Source organism: Hominilimicola fabiformis (assembly GCF_020687385.1).
GTDB lineage: Bacteria > Bacillota > Clostridia > UBA1381 > UBA1381 > Hominilimicola > Hominilimicola fabiformis.
Genome location: NZ_JAJEQM010000007.1, coordinates 78,841 through 105,217 on the forward strand (window position 1 = coordinate 78,841; position 26,377 = coordinate 105,217).

A 26,377-nucleotide genomic window follows, 5' to 3' on the forward strand; every position below is an offset into this window, starting at 1 on the left:
AAGCAAAGGAGAGATATATTATGAGTACAGCGATTATAGTAGCAGTATTGATAGTTATAGCAGTTATAGCTATTAGAAGTTATGCTAAAAAACTGACTTCGGGGTGTTGCGGCGGCGAAACCGAACACGTTAAGAAAATTAAGGTTGAGGATAAAGATGTGTCACATTATCCGTACTGTGTTCAGATAGGCATAGACGGAATGACTTGCAATCACTGCAAAGCGAGAGTCGAAAATACACTTAACAGTGAGGACGGCGTATGGGCAGAAGTTGATTTAAGCCAAAATTTAGCAACGGTACATATGAAAAATAATTTATCTGAATTATTTTTGAGAAAACTTGTTTCAAGTGCCGGATATATTATGACTACATACAACGCACAATAATATTTACGTTAATATAAATAGCAGAAGATTAAATTCTTCTGCTATTTTTGTGCAAGACTAACTTTCTAATTTTATACATATGTGCTATAATAGTAGTAGTTAAAATATTTGGAGGAATGTATATAATGAAAAAGAGTAAAGGCATATCAAATCAGATGGATATGCTGAATGGAAGTATTTTTGATAAAATTTTATTATTTGCACTTCCGTTGGCGATAAGCAGTATATTGCAGCAACTGTTTAATTCGGTTGATGTGGCGGTTGTCGGAAGGTTTGCGAGCAGTGAGGCTCTGGCGGCGGTTGGAAGTAACAGTTCGGTTATAAGCTTGTTGATAAATCTGTTTGTGGGAATTTCAGTCGGTGCGAATGTTGTCATAGCAAATTATATAGGGCAGGGAAAAACAGAAAAAATTCAAGATGCAGTTCATACTGTAATGATAGTTTCGCTTATAAGCGGTGTATTTCTGCTTGTGTTAGGATTGATGATTGCAAGACCTATTCTTGAAATTATGGGAACACCCGAAAATGTAATAGATTTAGCGGTATTGTATTTGCACATTTACTTTTTGGGAATGCCGTTTTTGATGATATATAATTTTGGAGCAGCTGTTTTAAGAAGTAAAGGTGATACAAAAAGACCTTTGTATTGTCTGATTATATCTGGAGTAATAAATGCCTGTCTTAATTTGTTGTTTGTAATAGTATTCAAATTAAGCGTAGCGGGAGTGGCGATTGCAACGGTAATAGCTGACGGAGTGAGTGCGGTTCTTATAATATATTTTCTGATGAATGAAGAAGAAACAATCAGATTAAGGCTTAATAAATTAAAAATAAAGAAAAGCGAATTGATAAAAGTTATCAAAATAGGTGTACCTGCGGGCTTGCAAGGAGTGGTGTTCTCTGTTTCAAATGTCTGTATACAGACTGCTATAAACAGTTTCGGCTCTGACGCAGTTGCCGGCTCTGCCACCGGATTGAATTTTGAATATTTTACATATTTTACAATTAGTGCATTTGTACAAGCGGCAGTAACATTTACAAGTCAAAATTACGGTGCAAGAAATTTTAAACGTTGTAAAAAGATATTCGTATACAGTATGATTTCAAGTGTGGTTATATGCGGATTGATGAGTGCTATATTTGTTGTGTTGCGTGACTTCTTCGCAGAAATTTATACTACTGATAAAGCCGTTCTTGAATATGCGTCAATAAGGATGGTCCACGTATTGTTGTTTGAATGTTTGGCAAGCTCGTATGAAATAGGCGGTGCGGCATTGAGGGGATTGGGATATTCAATGACTCCGGCGGTGCTTACTGTATTGGGGTCGTGTGTGTTTAGATTAATATGGATATACACCGTATTCAATAAGTTCAGAAGTTTTGAAATGCTGATGAATGTGTATCCTGTTTCGTGGGTTATAACAGGTATTGCGGTGTTAATTGCATATGCAATAGTGAGGAAAAAGTTGTTTAAAGAAACATAATAAAAATTAAAAAAAACAAATAATATTTTTAAAATAAGGCAAAAAAATAACCGTTCATATCGAACGGTTATTTTTGTAACATCAATTACTTATTTTTCTTTGCTGCTTTTCTTTCTTGAGCAGCAGCTGCTTTAGCTTTCATATCTGATTCTTTCCATGAAGCCCAGAATGTGCTGGCAATAAAGATTGATGTGTATGCACCTGCAAGGATACCTACGATTAGAGGAAGAGCAAATTCCTTGATTGCAGATACACCAAGAATGTAAATAAGAACGATTGTAATTAGTGTTGTTATTGTTGAGTTGATTGTACGACCCATTGTTTCAAAAACACTTCTGTTAACCATTTCTGAAATAGTTTCATTCTTCTTACGTGACTTTGTGTTTTCACGAATTCTGTCAAAGATAACGATTGTATTATTGATAGAATAACCTACAACAGTAAGCATTGCCGCAATGAAGTTTGTATTAAGCGGAATGTTTGTTATAGCATAAATCGCAGCCATGATAAGTACGTTGATTGCAAGAGCTATAACAGCCATAATAGCACTTCTCCACTCGAAACGAATTGCAATGTAAATCAAGATACAGATTATAGCAAGCAATGTGTAAAGCAAAGCTTTTCTTTGAATTTCGTTACCGAAACTTGCTGATGCAGATGATACTGAAAGTAAATCATCATCTGAAAGATTATACTTATCTTTTAGTGCATTGAAAATTTCAGTCTTAACAGTTTCGTCAACAGGAGGAGTTTTGATTACTGCAACCTGAGGATTGTCACCTGTTTGAACTTTTGCTGATACAGTATCAACAGTTTTTTCTTGGATTAAGTCAGCGACTTCTTTATTGTTGAAATCAGTGTGCATATTAATTTGCATTCTGATACCGCCCATAAATTCAACGTCGAAGTTAAATCCGCCGTGTACGATATATAGAACAATACCGGCAATAACAATTAGTGCGGGGATAAGCACGAATTTCCATCTGTTTTTAGTCAAATCTTTCATTATTCTTCCGCACCTCCTTTTTTTGCTTTTGCGTTATAGAATAGACTTCTGTTTTCGATACCGATACCTACAAGTTGCTTTAGAAGGAACTTTGTGATAACGATAGCAGTAAACATACTCAAAATAACGCCGATTCCAAGTGTAGTAGCAAAACCGGTAACTGCACCGATACCTGAGATGTAAAGAACTACACAAGAAATGATTGTTGTAATGTTAGAGTCAAGGATTGCTGAGAATGCCTTATCAAAACCTGCCGAAACAGACGCTCTGATAGTTTTACCAACTTTTAATTCTTCCTTCATTCTTTCAAATATGATACAGTCAGCGTCGACCGCCATACCGATTGAAAGAACGATACCGGCAATACCTGAAAGACTTAGGTTAACATGGAATATACCCATTGCCAAACCGATAAGTCCGACATATATTAACAATGAAATATCTGCGATAAGACCAGGAATTCTGTACATAATAACCATAAAGATCATTATAAGGATGATACCGATTGCAGCAGCCAAAAGGCTTGTAGGAAGTGCATTTGCACCAAGTTCGGCACCTACTGTTTCCTGAGAAATAACTTTCATATCAAACGGAAGTTGACCAGACTTAATCTTGTTAGCAAGGTCTTGTGCGGTTTCAGGAGTGAAATCACCTGAAATTATACATGAGTCAGAATTGATTTCTTCTGAAACTCTCGGAGAAGAAATATCTTTTCCGTCCATTTGAATTGAAATGTAGTTTTTGCCTTCACTTGATCTTGCGGCAGCAGCCTTAGTTGCGTCGGCAAACTTTTGCTTTGCTTCAGCATTAAATTCAACCTGAACGTAAGATTGAGCCGAACCTGTCTGTGAAGTCTTACCGTATTGGTAAGAAGCGTTCTTGATGTCTGTAGCACCGTCAAGAATTACGTTGCCGTCAGCATCGTTAAATGTAAGTTTTGCTGTATCGCCAAGTAGGCTTGCAGCTTGGTCTGTTTCAAATACTGAAGGTATTTCAACAGTAATTTTTCCGCCTTCGCCTTGAGATATACGTGCTTCTGTATATCCCGCATTAGTCATACGAGTTTGGAAAATTGATTCGACAACCTGCATTTGGTCGTCGGTCGGAGCGTCTGAATCAGCTTGGAAAGTTATAACTGAACCTCCGGCTAAGTCGATGCCCTTTTTGATACCTGTTTCGCCGAACATACCGCCATATGAAAAACCAGCTATGTTAAAACCTATAAAGGCTACATAGTTAAGCAAAATGGCACATACAACAACGAAACAAAGAGTGATAATGCTCTTCTTTTTCATTTGCGTATCCATTCCTTTCTTTGTTGGGTTCTATTTGCTCATTAAAACCCATTATAAAATAGCATAAAGTTATTATATCGCTATACAACCTTTTCGTCAATAAAAATTATATTACTATAATGTAACAAAAAGGTTACAATTAGATTAATCATAGGTATAAAATACTTGCGTATATTACATATTTGTTATAGAATGATTATAAGTAAAGAATTGTTTGGAATTAAATTGACAAAAATAGGAGAGAGAAATGGACAGAAAAGAAAAGATACTTTCATATATGTGTTCAAAAGAATATATTCCGCTTAAATTTGCCGAATTGATGATTGTACTTGACGTACCGGCGGAAGATGAGGAAGAACTTCGCGATATATTAACCGAACTTTGTATTGAGGGTAAAATATATATGACTAAAAAAGGCAGATATATGAGCGTTGAGGGAGAAAACTCAACGGTAGTAGGTAAACTTGTCTGTAATGCAAAAGGATTTTTCGGTTTTGTAATATGTGACAACGAAAACGAAAGTGACATATTTATTTCCGGTGACGATATGGGTGACGCTATAAACGGCGACAGAGTTATCGTTCATATTGACGATAACGACAATGCAAAAGGTCACCGACAAGGTCATATAACCAAGGTGCTTGAACGCGGAAACAAGGTTATTGTCGGTGTTATATATAAGGAAAAAGATCGATATTTTTATGTGCGTCCCGATAACAGAAAAATATATTCAAAAATTATTATAGCTCAATCGGACGCAATGACGGCTCAAATGGGTGACAGAGTTGCCGTACAGATTACAAGATACAGTGACAAGAAAAAGATTTTCGGTGAAGTTATAAGTGTTCTCGGACAACAGGATTCGCTTAAAAGTTGCATTGAGGGTATTATATTAGGAAATGATATTAAGCAGGAATTTGATAAAGAAACATTAAATGAGGCTGATAAAATCCCTCAAACAGTGACGGAAAGCCAATTTGCAGGCAGAGAAGATTTAAGAGATATGATTATTTTCACCATTGACGGTGATGACGCCAGAGATTTTGATGACGCCGTATCTCTTACGTTAAAGGACAACGGAAACTATTATCTCGGTGTGCATATAGCCGATGTTTCAGAATATGTAAAAGAGGGTACAGCACTTGAAAATGAGGCATACAAGCGTGGTACAAGCGTGTATTTGGCAGACAGAGTTATTCCTATGCTGCCGACAAGTCTTTCAAACGGCATCTGCAGTCTTAATCCGCAAGTGGACAGATTGACTTTGTCTGTATTTATGGAAATTACGGGTGACGGAAATGTTGTGAGCCACAAGCTTTGTAAATCGGTTATTTGCTCAAAAGAACGAATGACATATAATAATGTAAATAAAATGCTTGAAGACGGTGACGAAGAACTTTGTGAGAGATACAAGCATATTTTGCCGACATTGAAACTAATGGAGGACTTGGCACAAATATTAAAGAATAAACGTACTTTAAGAGGTGCGATACAGTTCGATTTTCCTGAAAGTCATATAGTTGTGAATGAAAACGGAGAGCCGATTGAAATAGAAAAAGAAGTACGCGGTACTTCAAACAAAATGATAGAAGAATTTATGCTTTCGGCAAATGAAACAATCGCCGAATATGCTTTTTGGTCTGAAATACCGTTTGTATACAGAAACCATGAGGCACCGACACTTGAAAAGATAATGACTTTTAATGAATTTATACTTCATTTCGGATTGTCGTTTAAGGGTAAGATTGACAGAGATACACCTATTCATCCAAAGGCTCTGCAACAAATACTCGATACAGTAAAAGATACACCGCAGGAGCGTATTGTTGCGTCAACAATGCTGCATTCACTTATGAAAGCAAAGTACAGTGAAGAAAATCTCGGTCATTTCGGACTTGCGGCAAAATATTACTGTCATTTTACTTCGCCGATAAGACGTTATCCCGATTTGGCAATACACAGAATATTAAAAGATTTTCTTGACGGCAAGGTTACGGGAAACAGAATTTCATATCTTGCAGGTTACGTTTCGGCGGCAAGCAAACATTCAAGCGATTGTGAAGTAAATGCGGAAACGGCCGAACGTGACGTTGACGATTTGATGAAAACGGCTTATATGTCATCATTTATCGGACAAACCTTTGAGGGTGTGGTTGCAAATGTGACTAATTTCGGTATGTTTGTAGAACTTGAAAATTCGGTTGAGGGTTTAATAAGAGTTGAAAATATGACCGATGATTATTATGAGTATGACGAAAAGGTAAATACGCTTACCGGCAGAAGAAAACAGAAGTCGTATACTACCGGTGATGTGGTAAATATAGTTGTTGCGAGAACTGATATTCTTTCAAGACAGATTGACTTTGTTTTAGCTAAAGACGCGGACCGTAAGTTACTTAAAAAGTTCGCAAAACCGATAGAAATTCCTAAATCGGAAAAACACGGTAAGAAGTCAAAAAGGAAAAAGAGTTTTAAGAAATACAATAAGAAGAAAAAGTAGGTTTACAAATGGAGAAATTTGAAATTATAATAACAACATTGTTCGGACTTGAATCGCTTGTCGCAAGAGAAGTACGTCGTCTTGGCTATGAAACAACTTCAGTTGAGGACGGCAGAGTTACGTTTATGGGTGATAATGAGGCTGTTTGCAGAGCAAATATGTGGATAAGAACAGGAGAGAGAGTGCTTATAAAAACTGCCGAATTTACTGCGGTCACGTTTGACGAATTGTTTGAAAAGACAAAAGCTGTCGATTGGAGTAAATGGATTGGCAAAAATGACGCTTTTCCTGTGAAAGGATATTCCTTAAAGTCAACTCTTGCAAGCGTAAGGGATTGTCAGGCAATTATAAAGAAAGCAACTGCTGAAAGTCTTTCAAATAAATACGGCATAGAATGGTTGCCGGAGGACGGCGCAAATTATCAAATACAGTTTTCAATTTTTAAAGATAAAGTTACACTTATGATAGATACGTCTGGCGAGGGACTTCACAAACGCGGTTACAGACAACATTCAAATGTTGCACCGCTAAAAGAAACACTTGCCGCCGCAATGGTTGAACTGAGTCATTGGAAATTTGAATATCCGCTATGTGATCCGTTTTGCGGCAGCGGTACAATTCCTATTGAAGCCGCAATGATAAAAAGAAACATTGCTCCGGGAATAAACCGAGAATTTGCGGCACAAAATTTTGCGTGGATAGATGAAGAGTTGTGGGTTAAGTCCGTTGAAGAAGCTAAAAGCTTGGAAAGAAATGTGCCGCTTGAAATTTATGCGTATGATATAGAAAACGAATATGTTGAATTGACAAATGAAAATGCCCTAATCGCAGGTGTGGGTGACTTTGTTAAAGCGGAAAAAGGTGACGCACGAAAAATTCACTTCGATATGCCGTATGGTACAATTATTTGTAATCCGCCTTACGGTGAAAGAATAGGTGAAATTAAAGAATGTGAAAAACTGTATAAGGAAATAGGCAAAAGCTTTAATGCACTTGATAAGTGGTCGTATTATATTATCGCGTCAAACGAAAACTTTGAATCGCTGTTCGGAAAAAAGGCAAATAAAAAGCGTAAATTGTATAACGGTATGATTAAGTGCAATCTATATCAATTCTTCGGAGAGCGTCCGCCTAAAACCAACAAGTAAATTTATACCGATTGAAAATTTCAATCGGTATTTTTTATAATGTCACTATTTGCAAACTTTTCTCTATAATTTGCAATTCAAAACTTCTTTATAAAATTGTATAATTTAATTAATAAAAAAGTAATTGTGCGAAAGGAGTATAACTATGAAGTGCAAAAAAGTTATAAGTCTAATTACAACATTGGCAATGTGTATATCAATGTTTTCTGCTTTTTCTGTAACGTCATTTGCAGAAAATGATAATACATATTCGTGTGATTTTACATCACTTGTCAAAGATAATGCAGACACAACATACGGAACGGCTGATGATATATACGATATTGACGATTATACAAAAGCAGTTTTAACGTATGCAGGAACATATGTATCGGCAGACGGAAAGGTTTACTTAAAGAGCAGTAAGGTTACAAATGCCAATTCGTCATACAGCAATGGAAGTTATGTATCATTTACTGCACCGTCAGACGGAAAAGCAACGTTTGAGGGAAAGGATATAGGTGTATATATAGATAACACATATAAGGGTTATTCAAATGGTAATTATGATATGAAAGCAGGAGAAACAATGTATTTGGGTTACAGAAAAGGAACTTCGTATCTACAAAATATTACATTCACACCAACTGAAACTCCCGAAGAAACTGTAACACCAACAGAAAATCCGATACAAACATCAAATCCACAGTCAACACCTAAAGCAGATGCTGAGAGAGAAGTCTTATATGAGGAGGATTTTGAAAACTGTACGGTCGGAGATAAAGCGTCGGGTAACAGTACAAGCGTTGACGGTTGGAAATCACCTGCCGGAACAGCAGAATTAAAAAGTGACAGCAATCAAACAATAAACAAATATCTTGCAGTTACTTCAGCTAAAAGCGGTACTGCACGTTCAACATACAAAGGTATCACTGAAATTAATGATAATTTTGTACTTGAGGCAGATATAAAGACAACAAATTATAAAACGAATGTTTCTAATTTTGAAGTTCTTGAAAAAACAGATTCACTATATATGAATCACGGTTGTTACAGTAATGCAAAGTATGCATTTAAAATGAACAGACCGTCAGACTTAAATAAATTTGTTATAAATAACAGTGTATCGGACAGCGGACTTTCACTTGGCAGATATGCTCAGCCGACTGTTTTGACAAAAGAAATACCTGATGATTGGATTCATGTAAAAGTGATAGGCGATTTTACAAATAAAACGGCTACGGCATACATAACGTCACTTGACGGAAATACGGTATATTATCACGGAAGAATAAATATGTCTGAGGATATAACATCATTTAGCTGTCTTGCACTTTTGGCACCGTCAAGCGGAGTTGATACTTGCATTGACAATATCAAAATTTCAAAAGCACTTGATTCGGATTTAAGCGAAGTATTCCATACAGTAAAAATAAATAACAGTATTGATGAATTTTCACAGTATGTCTATGACGGTGAAAGTGTTGTAAATATACCGGATATGTCGGCATACGGTAAGTATTTTGAGGGCTGGAGTGTTGACGGTCAACTATTAAGCTCTGACGATTTAAACAAATATCAAATTACAAAAGATACAACAATCACAGCACAAATATCACAAGATTATATTGAAAATATTGCAACGGTAGAATTTAATTCATTCCCGACAGACAATATGCTTGTTATGGGACCTGATTCCGATACATATGCTGACAATGAAATTTCATTGAAGATTGTCGGTGAAAGAGGAACAAGCATAGTGACAAACCCTGATTCAAGGGTAAAAGATTATAAAATTGATTGGCAGTTTGACGGTTTCAGAACACTTGGCGGCAAGCCGACAGGTGAAAGCGGAACATTTCCGGGAACACAGGTGTATTGTGACAGTTACGGAAGTGTAACGGTAAACAGTGCAAATCAAAGTTCAGTCAATTTTAAACTAAAGAATACATCTGCTAACTATTATGGCATGGTAACTGCCATAGTTACATATAACGGCAAGACAGCTAAAGTGTCACGCCCGTTGGTACTGTTAGCTGATACAGAGGCTAATTCTGATGTATACTTGCCAAAAGTCGGTTATACCGCAGATTACAACAATTACGAAAGAGGTTTAGTCGGATATACAACATCACAAAACGATATTTTAACAGGCGGTTGGTCAACAGACGGCTCTGATAAGAGTAATGTTGTTTTGAAATCAGATAACAGCGGTAAATATTTGAGTCTGTCTCGTGAACTTACAGGAAACTCATCATATATTAACAATAATGCAGGGCAGATTACATCACAAACTAATTTTGAACAAGATGTGCGTTTCGGCATAGACGGAACTATCGGTTATATAGGCGGAAACGTGACAGAAAGCACATCAGTTGGCTTTGAATTGTCTTTTACAGATTCAAAATTCAGCTTGAACGGTACAGAAATCGGAACAGGTGAAAAGAATAAGTGGTATCATATAGTTGTAACAGCCGATCCGACAGTAAAGAAATGTATAGCAAAGATATATAACTTGGATTCAAACAGCGATTATAACGGCAAAACTCCGTTAATACAATCTGAATTGACAAACTTCAACGCAAATTACACAACAGGCAAGTACTATAGAATTACATTATCAAAAGATAAATCAAGTTCTATAGATATAAATAACGTTAAAATTCAATCGGCACAGGTTGACACAGATTCATTTAAAATAAACGGGCAGGATACGGTTAATATTCCTACAAGTGACAGTGTAAAAGTGCCTATGACAGTATCTGCAAATATGACAGACGGTAATGCTGCATTCGGTGCAGCTGAATGGAAGATTGACGATGAATTTGCGGAGGGTGTTTCTGTTGAAACGAATAGCACTGATTCGTATTCGGCAAATCTTGTTGTAAGCTCAACGGCGTCTGCCGGCGACGTACCTATTAAAGTGACATTAGGCGGAAAGTCTGTAACAAAGACAGTAAAACTAATCGGTACAAATGACAGTATTGCATTTGTAAAATCACCTGTCGGTGCACAAATACCGAGCAGTAACAAATATGAGGCAGTTGTTAAAAACGGAAATGCGGAAGTATTGACAGACAAGACTGTAACATACAAACTATACAATTCTGATAACACAACAGAATATACAGGCAGTGATATAAAAATTGCAAGTGACGGTACATTAACAGTATCATCATCTGCAAAGCCGACAGATATCTATGTTAGAGCAATCTCAACCGATTCAAATGGTAAAACGCTTGAAAAATCGGTTAAGGTAAACGTATATAATCTAAAATTCAATTTCACAACAAGTGCAAAAGACGGTTATACATCGGTAACTTCTTCAACCGAATATAAGGAAAGCCGCGGATTTGGTATAGACGGAACTTGTGCAGACGGTGAAAGCTATATGAGCGGTCAGAATTTTGGTTTTAAACTTAACTTGACAGCAGGTGAAGTATATGAAATTACGGCAGTTTATGAGGGCACAATTAAGTGTGAAAGAGTAAATTCGTCACTTACAGGCTTTGAAAGAACTAAAAAGACATTAGAAAGTGATACATATAAGACGGCGGTATTCGGTGACGGTGTGCTGGATATTACATTCTCGGGTGACGGTAAGCTATCATCATTAACAGTTGAAAAAGTAGAACGCACAGCAAACAGTAAGCCTGCATGGTGGACAATAGGTGATTCTACGGTACAGCAAAACGGAAGTTGGGCTTATACGCTTAATAATACATTGTCTGATTATCCGAAACTATCAAATGTTATAAGTGCATTTTATAACAGCGGTCAAGCAGGACGTCAGCACCGTTCATATTATACAGAAGGTTTACTTAACAACGTCCTATGCGGTATTAAACCGGGTGACGTTATTTCGATAAGCGGTATGGGGACAAATGATACATCTTCAACAAAAGATGAATTTAAAGAGTATAATAACATTTATATAGACGCTATCAAAGCAATGGGCGCAAAGGTAATATTGGGCAGTTACACACCGACAGGTAATTACGGCTCAACTCAAGACAAGGTTTATGACGCAGATAATGTATTGTTCAAAGGTATGAGAACAAACAGTTACGATACCGCAATCAGAGAAGTATATAATGAAAGAGCAAACGATACAAATATTATAGGCTTTGTCGATATTGGAAAAATTGCAGATAACGTTATGACAAATGATGTACGAACAGTATATAATACTGCAATTCAAAGCGGAAAAAACGAAATTGAGGCAAGAGCAAAAGCACAGGAAAGAGCCACGGCACTTATGAGTATGTGGAAAGATTATAATCATTATTATACAGATTTCTCAAACTATATCTTACCTCAAATAACAACTCGTGTGGCACAACTTGTGACAGGTGAAAAACAAGACGATATACCTCAAGTTATAAATCTTGAAAAGCCTGAAACGGAAAGGTTAAAAATTACAGGTACATCAATAAAGAACGGTTCAATTTTAGTTGATATTGATAAAGGTTTTGAGGGCGTTGCAATCTGTGCGCTATACGATAAAGACGGACTTTTAAAGCAGGTTGTCACTGAAACAGACAATACAGCCGAAAAAACTTTGACACTTAAAATGCCTGCAACCAAAGACGGATATGCAGTAAAAGTGATGAATTGGGACAGTTTGGATAAGATGAACCCAATCGGAAAAACACATTTGATAAAAGTAAGCGATATAGAAGATTTATCAGACGGAGATGATTCATCAGAAGAAATAACATCATCAGACGAATATATAGACGTATCAGAGCTTACTTCATATGATAGCAATACATACAGGGTTTATAACGGTGACGGAACATACAAAAGCGTCAAGGCAGAAAACGGAAAAGTTCATAATACGTCAAAATCAGAAGTGACGGTAGTGCCGGAGTATAAATTTGAATTTACCAATACTTCTTCATCAAAAGATGAATATATAAACGGATATGTAAAAGTCAATGCAAATTCTTATACAGAAGAAAAAGGTTACGGACTTGGAGACGGTGATTATCATATTAACGAAAACGGTTGCTTGCCGACAGGTGACAATACTATAAAAATAGATGTACCTGACGGTTTTTATGACATTACTGTATACAGAAAAGGCGGAGCGAGAGCAGATGTTTATAATAACGGTGTTCAGATTATAAATAATACTACATCATCGGGTTCACAAAACCGTCCGTCAGGATACGGTGTAATGTATGCACCGAGAATGGAAGTTACAGGCGGTCAGATAAATCTTGCAATCGGTAATACTTCGGGCGGAAACGAGAGAGTTGCGTCGGTTGAAGTTGTCAGAGTACCCAAAAAGTATAAAAAGCAAGTTGTTTGGATAGCGGGTGACAGTGAATCTGCAAATTACTATCCGCAAAATGCAGACGGTGACGACTTGGATAACAATAAAGTTATGATGACAGGCTTCGGTATGCAGCTTGAAAAGTTCTTATCACCGACAAAATATGCGGTTGCAAACTTCGGTCAGCCGAGTGCTACGGTTAAGACTTGGTATAACGAATGTTTTGAATCGGTTAAAAAGTTAATTCAAAAAGATGATGTTTTGATTATTGACTTCGGTATTAATGATTCGGTAAGTTCATCAAATAAGATTACTGTTGATGAAATGGAACAGTATATGAGTGAAATGGCGGCTATGGCGAAAGAAAAAGGTGCAGTACCTGTTCTTGTAAGCCCTGTTTATAACAGTAAATATCAGCACAAAACATATTTCACATACAGCACTTCAACAAAGATTAATGATATAACTGAATTTGCCGAGAGTATCGGTGTGGAGTGCATAGACCTTAATAAATACACTCAATTATATGTAAATCAAGCCAAAACAGATACAAACGATACAAATTGGGCGGTTAATAATTATCAGGTAGGCGATAACCTACACTTGACACAACATTCCGCTTTGCTTGCGTCATCATTTATTGCGGCAGAATTAAAGAGTATGGGATATGAAACAACCGATTATTCATATACATATAAAGATTTATCGAGTCTTTCTGCCGACAGTGACAGTAAGGTTATCAGAGGTGAAGAAAGCGGAGTGACAAGAGTTTATTCCGTTGCAGAGGCTGAAAAGTTTATAAAAGCCAATACAGAATCTTTACCGACAATCGAAAAGAAGTGGGACTTCGCAGAAAATACAACGGCGACAGAGGGTGAAAATGTACCGGTTGTGTCTGGCTCTGCGGCTTGGAACGAAACGAATCAGAATATTAAATTTAATGCAAATGTAACTGCACCGGGTACTTTGTCATTGAAATTAAACCCTGCAATAGGTAATAAGGCGAATGTTAATTTTGATTTGTATGTCGGTGCACTGGGCGGACAGACGTTTACATACGAAATTAATGACAGTGAGGGTACAAATCTTGTAAATTGCTCATTTAACGTATATAACGGTACAGGAAGTATGGTTATTGGCAGTGAAGAAATTGCTGTTGACAGTGATGTTACATCAGCGGTATCAAAGGTAAGCGGTGACGGTATGTCATCGTCAGTAACGCAAGTGTCAAATGAGATTAATTTTACAACTAATACAGTTACTGTAAACATAGGCTCAAAATCATTTACCGGCAAGCTCACAGGAGCAGAAACAGGATTGATTTCGGATATATCGTTTAAGTCGGAGCGTTCAAAGAAAGCTGACAGAAGTATATATCTTGACAATCTTGTAGTAAGAGAATATGAAACCGATTCATCGGATACAGACGAAACTGCGTTCCCTAAGTTTAAAAGCGGAACATATACAAAAGACGGAAGTACAATGAAATACAGATATTATCTTCCTGAAAATTATGACAGTTCAGTATCGTATCCGGTAGTAATGTTCTTGCACGGTGAAACAAGAAAGGGCAACGATAATGAAAAGCAGTTGTATAACGCACAAGATTTATTTGATAAGGTTATAGAACAGGAAAGTAAAAATCCTTGTATTCTTGTTGCACCGCAATGCAGTGCAGATGGTAATTGGACTGATTTGTCGGATATGATTGACGGAGTTGTAAATGATATTCAAAATCAGTATAGTGTAAACAGTGAGAAAATATATATTGCTGGTTATTCAGAGGGTACAGAGGGCTGTTATAAGGTTATCTCTGATAATCCCGATAAGTATGCAGGAATAATTGCAATAGCAGGAAAAGGCGATACAACGTCGGCGCAGGCAATAGCAAAAAATAATACAGGCGTAATGATTTTTGCGGGCAGCGAGGACGATACGGAAATTAATGATTCTTCAAAGGCAATATATAAAGCACTTGTCGAAAACGGTGCGACGAATGTTGAATATAAAGAAATTTACGGTGAAGGTCATAATATTCTGAAGTCAGCTGCGAATACATCAGGCCTGCTTGATTGGTTGTTTGCAAAGAATTTAACAGACAATAAGACTAAAAATACAAAAACTGTTGACTTGGCTATATTTATGGGGCAGTCAAATATGGCAGGACGTGGTGAATACGCTGACGCGACAGAATGCCCGATAGGCGCAGGATATGAATTCAGAAGTGTATCAAATGCAGATATGTTATTCAGTGTATCAGAACCTTTTGGCAAGAGTGAAAACAACGATTCTATAAATGACAACGGAAGTAACGGTGTAGACAGAAGAAGTGGGGATATGGTTTCATCACTTATGAACAGCTATTATGCCCAAACAGGTGTTCCGATTGTAGGAGTCCAAGCATCAAGAGGCGGTACAAATATAGGATATTGGAATACTGCGGCACAAAAGAATGAGGCACAGTCGCGACTTACCGCCGCTAAAACCTATCTTGAAGATAACGGTTATACTGTAAATCATATCTTTATGGTTTGGTGTCAAGGCGAAGCAGACGCGGATAAAATTTATTCGGGAAGTCAGTCGGCAGCGTCATATAAGTCACAGACGCTTAATGTGTTTGAGTATATGAAAACAGTGGGCGTTACAGATATGTTCATAGTTCAAACAGGTCACTATAACGGTGACGACGATACAGACGGCAAACATGATGAGGCATATGTCACAGTACACGATGCACAAGCAGAACTTGCAAGTGAGAATGATAATGTTTATACAGTAGGTTCATTCCTTGAATTTAAGGAAAATATGAAAGACAATTATCATTTTCACCAAATCGCATATAATACAGTTGGCATAGCGGCAGGTAAAGCAATAGCAGAGGTATACAATAACTAAAAGAGTATTCTTTTAGTTTTGTGTAAATACAAAATGATATAGAAAATTTTATTTAAGCGGACGGAATTAAATTCCGTCCGCTTTTGCGTTATCAAAAAATCGGAAAGTCAATAGCGGATTCTATCAGCAAAGAAGAACTCCAACTGAGAATGAAGCTCATATCCAATCACGACGGCGACTAATCCATTTTTCATGACGTCCATTATTGCAAGGTACAGCATTTTAAACAAACCTAAATATTTCAGGCATCCCCAAGCGGTTTGTGCACTTATCTGCACAACTAACACGATAGAAAAATTTAAAATAATACACTTTTTAAAATTTTACATCTTCTTTTCGATTTTTTCCATTGAAGATATTAATGATTTTAGTTAAAATAAAGTCAACAAATAAACAAAGAAAGGAATGAGAGAGATGTCTGAATACATTCTTGAGCTAAAAGGAATAACGAAAATATTCCCCGGAGTAAAGGCTCTTGATAATGTTCACTTTCAGTTAAAACAAGGTGAAATACATGCTCTTATGGGTGAAAACGGTGCAGGAAAATCAACATTCATAAAAGTTATCACCGGAGTACATCAAGCTGAAGAAGGTGAAATATTCATAAACGGCGAAAAAGTAGAAATAAAAAATCCTAAAGATGCACAAAAATTAAGTATTGCCGCTATTTATCAGCACGGTACGGCATATCAACATTTAAGTGTAACGGAAAACATTTTCATAGGACACGAGAAAATGACAAAGTTCCATACAATTGATTGGAAACAAATGCACAAGGATGCAAAAGCGCTTTTGGAGAGATTGGGAAGTGACATTGACCCACATTCAAGTATGGGTAATCTTACAGTTGCGGAACAACAGATAGTCGAAATTGCAAAAGCCATTTCTACAAATGCAAAAATAATCATAATGGACGAGCCTACGGCGGCTCTTTCAAAAAGAGAATGTGAGGAATTATACAGAATTACAGAACAACTTAGAGATGAAGGCTGTTCAATAATATTTATCTCGCATCGTTTTGAAGATATGTACAGACTTGCTACAAGAGTAACCGTATTTCGTGACTCACAGTACATAGGTACATGGAATGTAGATGAAATTTCAAATGAAGTATTGATTTCAAAAATGGTCGGACGTGAAATTTCTCAAATTTATCCTAAGCAAGAAGTTGAAAGAGGAGAAGAAATTTTCAGAGTTGAGGGATTATCAAAGACAGGGTACTACAAAGATGTTTCTTTTTCACTTCACAAGGGCGAAATCCTTGCTATGACAGGACTTGTTGGTGCAGGACGAACAGAAGTATGTCAAGGTATTATGGGTATTGAAAGACCCGATAAAGGAAAGGTCATTTTGGAAGGAAAAACACTTTCAATAAGACATCCGTCAGACGCTATGAAAGCAGGTATCGGATATTTGCCTGAGGACAGACAAAAACAAGGTCTGATTCTTGATTGGGGATTGGGACAAAACGTAACATTATCAACACTTGAAAAATTTACTAAGTTCACTGTTATAAACAGAAAAGCAGAACGTGAACGTTCAAAAGAACTTTTGGAAAAAGTTAAAACAAAGGCTCTTTCTGTATTTGATAAGGCGTCAAGTTTGTCAGGTGGTAATCAACAAAAGGTTATCGTAGCAAAGGTTTTAAATTCCGATTTGAAAGTAGTTATCCTTGACGAACCGACAAAGGGTGTCGATGTAGGTGCAAAAGCACAGATATATGAAATTATGTCAGAATTGGCGGCACAAGGTTTCGGAGTAATAATGATTTCTTCGGAAATGCCGGAAGTATTGGGTATGGCAGATACAATCCTTGTTATGAAAGAGGGCAGAGTATCTAAGATTTTTGCAGATGCAACAGGCGTTACTCAAGAACAAATTCTTGAGGCCGCAATGAATATGTAGGAGGTGTAATTTAATTATGAAGTTAAAAAAATTCTTTTCATCGAATATTCGTGAAATCAGCTTAATTATTGTAATGATTGCACTTTCTGTATTTATTGAAATAAGAAGTGGAGGAAACTTCTTCACACTTGAAAACATTTCCGATATGTTCACAGAAACGGCAGTTCTTGCAATTACGGCGGTAGGCATGATGATGGTAATTATCACAAGCGGTATCGACCTTTCAATCGGCTCGATAATGGCGTTGGGTGCAATGGTCGGCGGAACGATACTTAAAAATAATCAAGCAGTTCCCGGAGTGGTAATAATTTTAGTATCGATAGCAGTCGGTATCGTATGTGGTTTCATAAACGGTACATTGGTTGCTAAACTGAAAATATTACCTATTATCGCAACACTCGGTATGATGAATATATATCGCGGACTTACATATTTAGTTGCTAACGGAAGTTGGGTAAAACAACAGGAAATGGGTACAAAGTTTCTGTCAATCGCGACAGGAAAGTTTCTTGGTATAAATAATCTTATAGTTGTAGCAATAGTTGTTTATATAATTGCCGCATTCTTCCTAAATAAAACCCGTACGGGCAGAAAGATTTATGCGGTAGGAAACAGTGAAGAAAGTGCAAGAGTTTCGGGTATCAAAACAGATCGAACATTAATTATGGTTTATACTATATTAGGTGCGGTAGCCGGCTTAGGCGGTATACTTTATGTTTGTAAATACGGAGTTGCTCAAGGTGAAACCTGTACCGGATATGAAATGAATGTAATCGCAGCTTGCGTACTTGGCGGTGTAAGCATTAATGGCGGTACAGGCAGAGTACAAGGCGTATTGTTGGGTGCTGTATTACTTGGTATTCTTAACAACGCAATGCCGCTTATCCATGTATCTTCATTCTGGCAAGAGGCAATTCGCGGTTTGATTATACTTCTTTCAATTATAGCAAACTCGTTAATTCAAAGAAACGTTGAAATGAAAGCATTGAGAAGGAGGAATATCTGATGGCTAAAGAGTATGTAAAACAGGCTGTAAGCAGTGACGGTACAAGAACAATATCAGCCCAAAGAGGATTTTCTTGGCAGAGATTTCTTTTTCAATGGGAGTGGATGCTTGTATTAATGCTTATATTGGTAAATGTATTTAATATATCCGCGTCACCGTATTATGCACACGCAAAATCAATTTTAAATGCAACCCGTGACTTCTTGGATAAAGCAATAGTAGTATTTCCGATGGCATTTGTATTAATGCTCGGTGAAATCGACATCAGTGTTGCATCAATTATGGCTCTTTCAGCAACAATTATGGGTGTTGCGTTTGACGCAGGAGTTCCGATGATTGAAGCAATCGGTCTTGCACTTGTCACAGGCACTGTATGTGGTTTGATTAACGGAATCATCCTTGTAAAATTCCCTGAATTGTCAAGTATGATTGTAACGCTTGCAACACAGATAATATTCAGAGGAATAGCACAGATTATTTTGGAAACCAATTCGGTGGGAGGATTCCCAAATTGGTTTACACAAATTGCAGCCGGTAAAATCGGTGGAATGGTTCCATACGCATTAATATTTGTAGTAGTTGAGGCTTTGTTCTTTGCTTATCTTCTTCACTACACAAAATTCGGCAGAAGATGTTACGCAATGGGTAATTCAACAACGGTTGCAAAATTCTCGGGTGTAAAAACAGATAAGATTAAAATTATTGTTTATACAATGACAGGTTTATTATCAGCAATTGCAGCAATTTACCTTGCATCAAAGATGTCAAGTGTACGTCCTGACGTTGCAAAGGGATATGAACTTGATATTATAGCAATGGCTGTACTTGGCGGAGTATCAACTTCGGGCGGTAAAGGAAGAATACTTGGTGCAACACTTGCTATTATGGTAATCGGTTATCTAAGATATGGTCTTGGTCTAATCAACGCATCAAGCCAGATTATTATGATAGTTGTAGGTTTACTATTGATAATTGCAGTTGCAATTCCAAGTTTCAGAGATAGTATCGGTAATATGAATTGGTTCAAAAAACTTAAAGCAATGGCGACAAAGTCGCAAAAATAACTTAGTATCAATCGGAGTAGGAAACTCCGAAAAATAAAGGAAAACTTTAAAATAAGAAAGGTAGGTTTTAAACATGAAAGCAAGAAAACTATTGGCATTAGGTCTAACGGCAATAATCGGAGCAACTATGATGGCAGGTTGCGGAGGTGGTGGCGGAAGCACAACATCTCAAAGTTCAGATGGCTCATCGGCAAGCGGTACATACGCATTTGTGGCGAAAGACGTACAAAATCCTTATATGCAGAAAGTATATGACGGTTTTGAAAAGGCTTGTAAAGAAATCGGAGCAGAACCTCTTTACAAAGGTCCTGAAGCGGCTACACCGGAAAAGCAGATTGAAATTATCAATCAGCTTGTAGCACAAAACGTTGCGGGTATCGCTATTGCAGCTAACGATGCAGACGCATTGCAACCTGCATTGACAGAAGCTATGGACGCAGGTATTAAGGTCATTTCGCTTGACAGTGCTGTAAATAAAGATTCAAGACAAACTCATATTCAACAAGCCGATCCTGAAAAAATCGGCAGAGGACTAATTCAAGCGGCTTATGAAATGGTAGACGGTAACGGCGGTATCGCTGTATTGTCTGCAACAGCACAAGCTACAAACCAAAATCTATGGATTGAATGGATGAAGAAAGAATTGGAAGAAAATCCTGAAAAGTATGCAAATACACCACTTATAAAAGTTGCATACGGTGACGATGACCCAACAAAGTCAACATCAGAAACACAAGCACTTTTGACAGATTCATCTATTAAAGTTATCATTGCTCCGACAACTGTAGGTATGCTTGCCGCAGGTAAGGTATTGCAAGATAAACAGTCAGATGTAAAACTAACAGGTCTTGGCTTGCCTTCGGAAATGGCTCCGTTTATCGAAGATGGCACTTGCCCTTGGATGTATCTATGGAATCCTGTTGATATAGGTTATTTGTCAGGTTACACAATGGATGCACTTGTAAAAGGCACAATTACAGGTGATGTAGGCGGTTCATTTAATGCCGGTGACCTTGGTGAAAAGAAGATTACAGAAGCTGCAGATGGTGGTACAGAAGTAATGCTTGGTGATCCATTCAAATTTGATACAGAAAACATTGCTGAGTGGAAAGAAGTTTATTGATTTTAGTTAATTACTGATTAATTGTATTATTTCCCCCCTAAAAAAATGTCCCTTTATTAAAAGGGACATTTTTTCGTTGACAAATATAATGCCGATAGAGTATAATTAATATGTTAATATAGTACAATATATTGATTGTACATTTCTATGATTTGTAGTTTTTTACTAAATGTAATAAAAACGGAGTTTGATATGAAAAAACATTCAAGACTTGTTGAAAGAGTTGTCAGACCATATTTGATTTTTATAGCTTTGATTTTAGCTGTAGCAATGATTGTAATGTACTTTTCTGTTGTGACAAAACTTAATTATGAGGCAGAAAATGCAGGGACGAAAATTGCGGAAACAATGGCTCGACAGGTCGACACATACATAGAAGAAATAGACGTACTTGCACAACAAGTAAAACGTCAACCTCGTATAATAAATATTTTTTATAACCTTAACAATACCAAAAATGATAAAAGTAATTTTTTCAATAATAATGTCTTGCTTGGAATTGACGTTTCATCTATCCTTAACGGATTGATTACTGATCGAAACGGTAATTTCAATATATCGGTTTATAACGGATACGGTGATTTTGTATCAAATCAAAATTACTTCATTGATAAAAAGAAATTTCAAAGCACTATGGAAAATATGAATTATGCCATAGAGTTAAATCAAATCGAAGAAAACGACGATAAAATAATAACCGCACCATCGGAAAATCCTTGGACAGAAAGTACAAGAGAATTTATAACTTTAAAAAAGAGTCTTAAAAATGATTATTCCGATACCGTTTGCGGTATAATTGAGGTTAGAGCAAGCGTGGACAGGCTTGAACAAATGCTGCATACGGAAGATAATGCCGAGATTTTAATTTGTGACCGTTCAAACGGAAAAATTATATATCCGACCGTATATACAGAAAGAGAAAGAAGCGAGTATTCTTCGGCATTTGTCAATAATGCAAACTGGGAAATAATGATACGAACACCCGTGTCAAATACAAAGACAAATATAATATTTATTTTATCGATTTTTGTGGCTTTGTATGCAATATTATTAGTGTTTGTCTTCTTGATAAGCCGAACTATCGGAAAAGAAGTTATAAAACCGATTTCACAATTAGCAAATCACGTTTGCAAAATTGACGCACCGGATGATAAAATGGCTCACATCAACGATGATGCTATTGATGAAATAAAAGAGCTTGAGGACAGTTTTGAAAAAATGCTTGAAAGAATGAATAGTTCGATTATTCAAGAGAAAAAGGCATATGCACTTGCTTTGCAGGCTCAAATGAATCCTCATTTTCTGTACAATATGTTGGCGGTAATCAGTTCTGCCGGAAGTGAGGCGGGCTGTGACAGTGTTTCCACAATGTGCGTCGAATTGTCTGATATGCTTAGATACGTTGCAGCATATCAAAAAGTTACTGTACCGCTTAAAGAAGAAATACTCCATACAAAAAATTATCTTGCATTGATGAAATCAAGATATGAGGATTATTTTTCTTATAAGATTGATGTTTCAGATGATTTGATGAACATTCCGGTGCCAAAATTGTTTATACAACCGCTTGCAGAAAACTGTTTTATACATGCTTTTAAAGAAAAAGAGCCACCATGGAATATTGATATAAAGATGATAGGCACGAAAGATAGATGGGAACTTATCATAAAGGATAACGGTTCGGGAATATCCGAAGAAAGAATTGCCGAAATAAAAGACAAAATAGATAAAGCATTAAATGAAAGACAAGTGGGGAATATCGGCGGATTGGGTATTGTAAATACAATAGTCCGTCTTACTATGACGCACAACAAAAATCTCAAATACGATATATATAACGATAACGGTATGGAAATAAAAATTGTTGCGGGGGAGTAAAAATATGTTTAAAGTGCTTATTGCTGAGGACGAGCCTCCGATTATGCGAATGATTAAATCAACTTTAGAATCGGTTGATTCTGATTTTTGTGTTAAAGAATGTTGCATAAACGGTAAGAGTGCCGTAGAAAAATTGAAAAATGAAGATTTTGATATTGTTATTACAGATATTAAAATGCCTATAATGACAGGAATTGAACTTGCCGGTTGGATTTATCAGAATAAACCCGATACAAAAGTTATAATCGTAAGCGGATATTCTGACTTTGAATATGCGAGAAAAGCCTTAGAATATAAGGTGTTTGACTATCTGTTAAAGCCAATATCAAAAGATAAGGTAAGTGAGCTTACGGCAAGGATAAAAAGTGAGATAGGCAGTAAAAGTAAAATGTCAGACGATAATAATACAATAGTAGTTCTTGCGTGTGCCGGAGCATATTTATTGTACGGTTCGGAAGTCCTTCTTCCCGGTGAACGTTTTTGGACGGATTCGGGAATTGATACTTTTATGGATAATCTGCTTACACCGTCGGAAGAATATATTTTCTTTAACAGTAATATGCTTTCTGAACGGCTTATGGTTATCACTGCCGAAACAGAAGAAAGGCAAGAGGAATTAATACACAAAATTTATGATGGATTTTCAAACAAAAATCTTCCTGTAACTATTGTTTATCAAAAAGGAGTTTTATTTAAGGATACAGGAAAGTATTTCAGCAAACTGCGAGAACAACTCATAAAACATCTTATTCTAAACAAATCGCAATTATTGTGCTGTAATTCATTGTCGGACAGTTATGAAGATATATCACAGCCATATTCAAAAGCAGATGTCGACAGTATTGTTTTTGCAATAAAAAACAGAAACAACGATGAATTGAAAAACAAATTAACCGCCGTAATGAATAATATGATGTCCTCTGATTGTACACAAGAAGAAATAAACGGTTTATTGAATATAATTCTGGATACTTACACCTTGAATTATCCGAATCATATGAAGCGGAAAAATACAAGTGTAAAAAAAGAATTCGTCAATGCACTTGCAAGCTTTGTTTCATACGATGCGTTTATAGCTGATATTATATCAATATTGGCAACATTGAGAAACGATAAACGTGATCCTGACAGATATGAACAGCTTGCAAATGAAGTGGAAGAATATCTGATTAATAATTATAATAAAAACATTACAAGTGATGTTTTATCAAAAGAATTCGGTTTTGTACCAAGTTATATAAGCCGATTGTTTAAACGCCAAAAAGGCGTATCACCCAATGAATATGTAACTAAGTACAGAATAGAAAAAGCAAAGAAATTAATCGAAGAAAATAATGATTTAAGAATAAAAGATATTGCCGACGCAGTCGGATTTAAAGAATCATACTATTTCTCAAAAACATTCAAACGTGAAACCGGTATGTGGCCGACCGAATATTCGGCAAGAGATAAATAAATTATATTAAAAGCGAGTGATACAAATGACAATTATACCAATATTTAAAAAGTGCCCGGTTTGCGGGAAAAAATATGTATGGAATCCCGATATAGGCAAGATTATATGCCCATATTGTAATGGACTCGGCAAACCTAAAAAGACAAAAGATAAATAAATTCGGTTTTATATGGGGTGTGACTGTTATGAAAATTTTGAATTTTGGTTCGTGCAATATTGATTTTGTATATAATTTAGACCATATTGTCGCAATAGGAGAAACCGAAACAAGCAATTCAATGCAAGTATTTCCTGGCGGAAAAGGTCTTAACCAATCAGTCGCTTTAGCTAAGGCGGGTATGGAAGTTTATCACGCCGGTTGTATCGGAACTGACGGAGAAATGCTTGCAGATGTTTTAGAGTCAAACGGTGTCGATATATCTAATATAAAAAAAGTAGACGAAAAAACAGGACACGCTATTATTCAAGTAAGCAGCAAAGGTGATAATTCGATTTTTCTTTATTCCGGCTCAAATGCAAAAATAACCGAAGAATTTGTTGATGAAGTGCTTGATAAATTTCATAAAGGCGATATACTTTTGCTTCAAAACGAAATAAATATGATAGGCTATATCGTAGAAAAAGCATACGAAAAGGGAATGTGCATAATATTAAATCCGTCACCGTATAACGATAAAATAAAAAAGATTGATTTTAATATGCTTTCCTATATAATTCTGAATGAAGTAGAAATGTCTGAGCTTACTCAATGTGATAATCCAAAAGACGGTTTAAAATACTTTTCAAAGAATTATCCAAAACTAAAAATCGTTCTTACTCTCGGAAGTGAAGGATGTATGTATAGTGATACCGAAAAAATCGTTTTTCAGCCGTCATTTAAGGTTAATGCCGTTGATACAACTGCCGCGGGAGATACATTTACAGGATACTTTTTTGCACAAATAGCAATGGGGAACACTGTTGAAAAATCCTTAAAAATTGCGTCAGTTGCATCAGCTATTGCAGTATCAAGAAAAGGTGCGTCTGTATCTATACCTATGTTAAACGAAGTTTTAGCGGCTGAAAATTCGTTTCAAAGTTCTTAATCACATTTACCGCAATCACAACAACCGTTGCAAATTAGTTTACTTCCGCAATGTTCGCAATTTTTGCGATAGTGGGGTACATATAATTCATTTTCGGGTATATCAAAGCCGAAATTATCACACAACTTAAATTTAATCGGTTTACCGATGTAATTCATACCCGATTTATACGCCATTTCGCTTTGTGTAGATTTTTTCAGTATACGATATTTTTTACCGTCTTTTATAAAATAAGTACCCGTTTCAATAAAGCAAAATGTGACATTATGCAATACACATTCTTGACGCAATGATTTAACCCAATCAAAATTACAAGGACGTGAACCGTCGTAATTTTCGCCGCCACATACTACACGTTCTATCTGACCGCTTTGCAGATATTTTTCGATACTGATAGGACCGATAAATGGAGCACACATTATTCCTTTGTGTTTAAACGGTAAATCAAGTAATAGCGGAATACGTTCATCGGCACGTTTTTGATTTTCGGCGGTAACATTAAAAAATACATTTTCCCAACCGTTGCCCCAATCTGACGGAAGGCATTTATGCACTCTCTCGGGACGTTTTGTAAGCAAATAAAATTTTACGTCACTGCGTTGCTTTATAATATCCCATGCTTCTTCGCGCCACTTGTCAGCCTCTTCTAAAAAGAAATCTGACGTCATACATACGCGAATAAGCTCACCGCTCTGCACTTTATAATTGCCGTAACGGTCTTTTTGCAGAGGATAGTCAAATCCTGATTTTGTTTTATAAATATCCGAGCCGCTTTTGTCACGAACACGGTCTAAAAAATACATATAGCAATTTTGGCAACCCTCACTGCATTTCACGCAACCGTGCCACGGATTCCATATATCGTGCATTATATCACTTCCTTGAC

16 protein-coding genes are annotated in these 26,377 nt (G+C 36.5%); 13 read left to right on the forward strand and 3 right to left on the reverse strand.

Features of this window, described 5'->3' with window-relative positions; genetic code table 11:
* Positions 1-20: 20 nt before the first annotated feature.
* Entirely contained in the window at positions 21-386 is a 366-nt protein-coding gene (locus LKE05_RS06460; protein WP_022229080.1) for a heavy-metal-associated domain-containing protein, read from the forward strand.
* A gap of 125 nt (positions 387-511) precedes the next feature.
* Complete coding sequence (locus LKE05_RS06465; RefSeq protein WP_308456304.1) at positions 512-1,870, forward strand: MATE family efflux transporter; 1,359 nt, start codon at positions 512-514, stop codon at positions 1,868-1,870.
* A gap of 85 nt (positions 1,871-1,955) precedes the next feature.
* Here LKE05_RS06465 and secF read toward each other — a convergent pair whose 3' ends face one another.
* Both secF and secD read right to left on the reverse strand, forming a co-directional pair.
* Entirely contained in the window at positions 1,956-2,876 is a 921-nt protein-coding gene (gene secF, locus LKE05_RS06470; protein WP_118446032.1) for a protein translocase subunit SecF, read from the reverse strand.
* Positions 2,876-4,171, reverse strand: a complete 1,296-nt coding sequence (gene secD, locus LKE05_RS06475) for a protein translocase subunit SecD (protein WP_022229077.1) — start codon at positions 4,169-4,171, stop codon at positions 2,876-2,878. The genes secF and secD overlap by 1 nt, the downstream gene beginning before the upstream one ends.
* Before the next feature lie 247 nt (positions 4,172-4,418).
* Here secD and rnr point away from each other — a divergent pair, with 247 nt between their 5' ends.
* The 11 genes from rnr (at position 4,419) to LKE05_RS06530 (ending at position 25,491) form a co-directional block, all read left to right on the forward strand.
* Positions 4,419-6,671, forward strand: coding sequence for a ribonuclease R (rnr, locus tag LKE05_RS06480; protein WP_118446033.1), 2,253 nt, complete (start codon positions 4,419-4,421; stop codon positions 6,669-6,671).
* Between the two features lie 8 nt (positions 6,672-6,679).
* Positions 6,680-7,819 carry a THUMP domain-containing class I SAM-dependent RNA methyltransferase gene (locus tag LKE05_RS06485; protein WP_118446034.1) on the forward strand — a complete coding sequence of 380 codons (1,140 nt, stop codon included), beginning with the start codon at positions 6,680-6,682 and terminating at the stop codon, positions 7,817-7,819.
* A 145-nt stretch (positions 7,820-7,964) separates the two neighbouring features.
* Complete coding sequence (locus tag LKE05_RS06490; protein WP_308456305.1) at positions 7,965-15,974, forward strand: sialate O-acetylesterase; 8,010 nt, start codon at positions 7,965-7,967, stop codon at positions 15,972-15,974.
* A 414-nt stretch (positions 15,975-16,388) separates the two neighbouring features.
* Positions 16,389-17,879, forward strand: a complete 1,491-nt coding sequence (locus LKE05_RS06495) for a sugar ABC transporter ATP-binding protein (protein WP_308456306.1) — start codon at positions 16,389-16,391, stop codon at positions 17,877-17,879.
* 16 nt (positions 17,880-17,895) lie between these two features.
* Complete coding sequence (locus LKE05_RS06500) at positions 17,896-18,885, forward strand: ABC transporter permease (RefSeq protein ID WP_022229072.1); 990 nt, start codon at positions 17,896-17,898, stop codon at positions 18,883-18,885.
* Positions 18,885-19,949, forward strand: a complete 1,065-nt coding sequence (locus LKE05_RS06505) for an ABC transporter permease (RefSeq protein ID WP_308456307.1) — start codon at positions 18,885-18,887, stop codon at positions 19,947-19,949. Before LKE05_RS06500 ends, LKE05_RS06505 begins: the two co-directional genes overlap by 1 nt.
* A gap of 73 nt (positions 19,950-20,022) precedes the next feature.
* Entirely contained in the window at positions 20,023-21,072 is a 1,050-nt protein-coding gene (locus LKE05_RS06510; RefSeq protein WP_022229070.1) for a substrate-binding domain-containing protein, read from the forward strand.
* Positions 21,073-21,264: 192 nt separating this feature from the next.
* A complete protein-coding gene (locus LKE05_RS06515; RefSeq protein ID WP_308456308.1) occupies positions 21,265-22,950 on the forward strand; it encodes a sensor histidine kinase in 1,686 nt (561 codons plus the stop codon).
* A 4-nt stretch (positions 22,951-22,954) separates the two neighbouring features.
* Positions 22,955-24,406 (forward strand): response regulator transcription factor, encoded by a 1,452-nt coding sequence (locus LKE05_RS06520; RefSeq protein WP_308456309.1) that lies wholly within the window; start codon positions 22,955-22,957, stop codon positions 24,404-24,406.
* 25 nt (positions 24,407-24,431) lie between these two features.
* Positions 24,432-24,563 carry a hypothetical protein gene (locus tag LKE05_RS06525; protein WP_308456310.1) on the forward strand — a complete coding sequence of 44 codons (132 nt, stop codon included), beginning with the start codon at positions 24,432-24,434 and terminating at the stop codon, positions 24,561-24,563.
* Between the two features lie 28 nt (positions 24,564-24,591).
* Entirely contained in the window at positions 24,592-25,491 is a 900-nt protein-coding gene (locus tag LKE05_RS06530; RefSeq protein ID WP_308456311.1) for a ribokinase, read from the forward strand.
* Here the strand turns inward: LKE05_RS06530 and LKE05_RS06535 are convergent.
* Positions 25,488-26,360 (reverse strand): DUF5131 family protein, encoded by an 873-nt coding sequence (locus tag LKE05_RS06535; RefSeq protein WP_308456312.1) that lies wholly within the window; start codon positions 26,358-26,360, stop codon positions 25,488-25,490. The genes LKE05_RS06530 and LKE05_RS06535 overlap by 4 nt on opposite strands.
* Between the last annotated feature and the right edge of the window lie 17 nt (positions 26,361-26,377).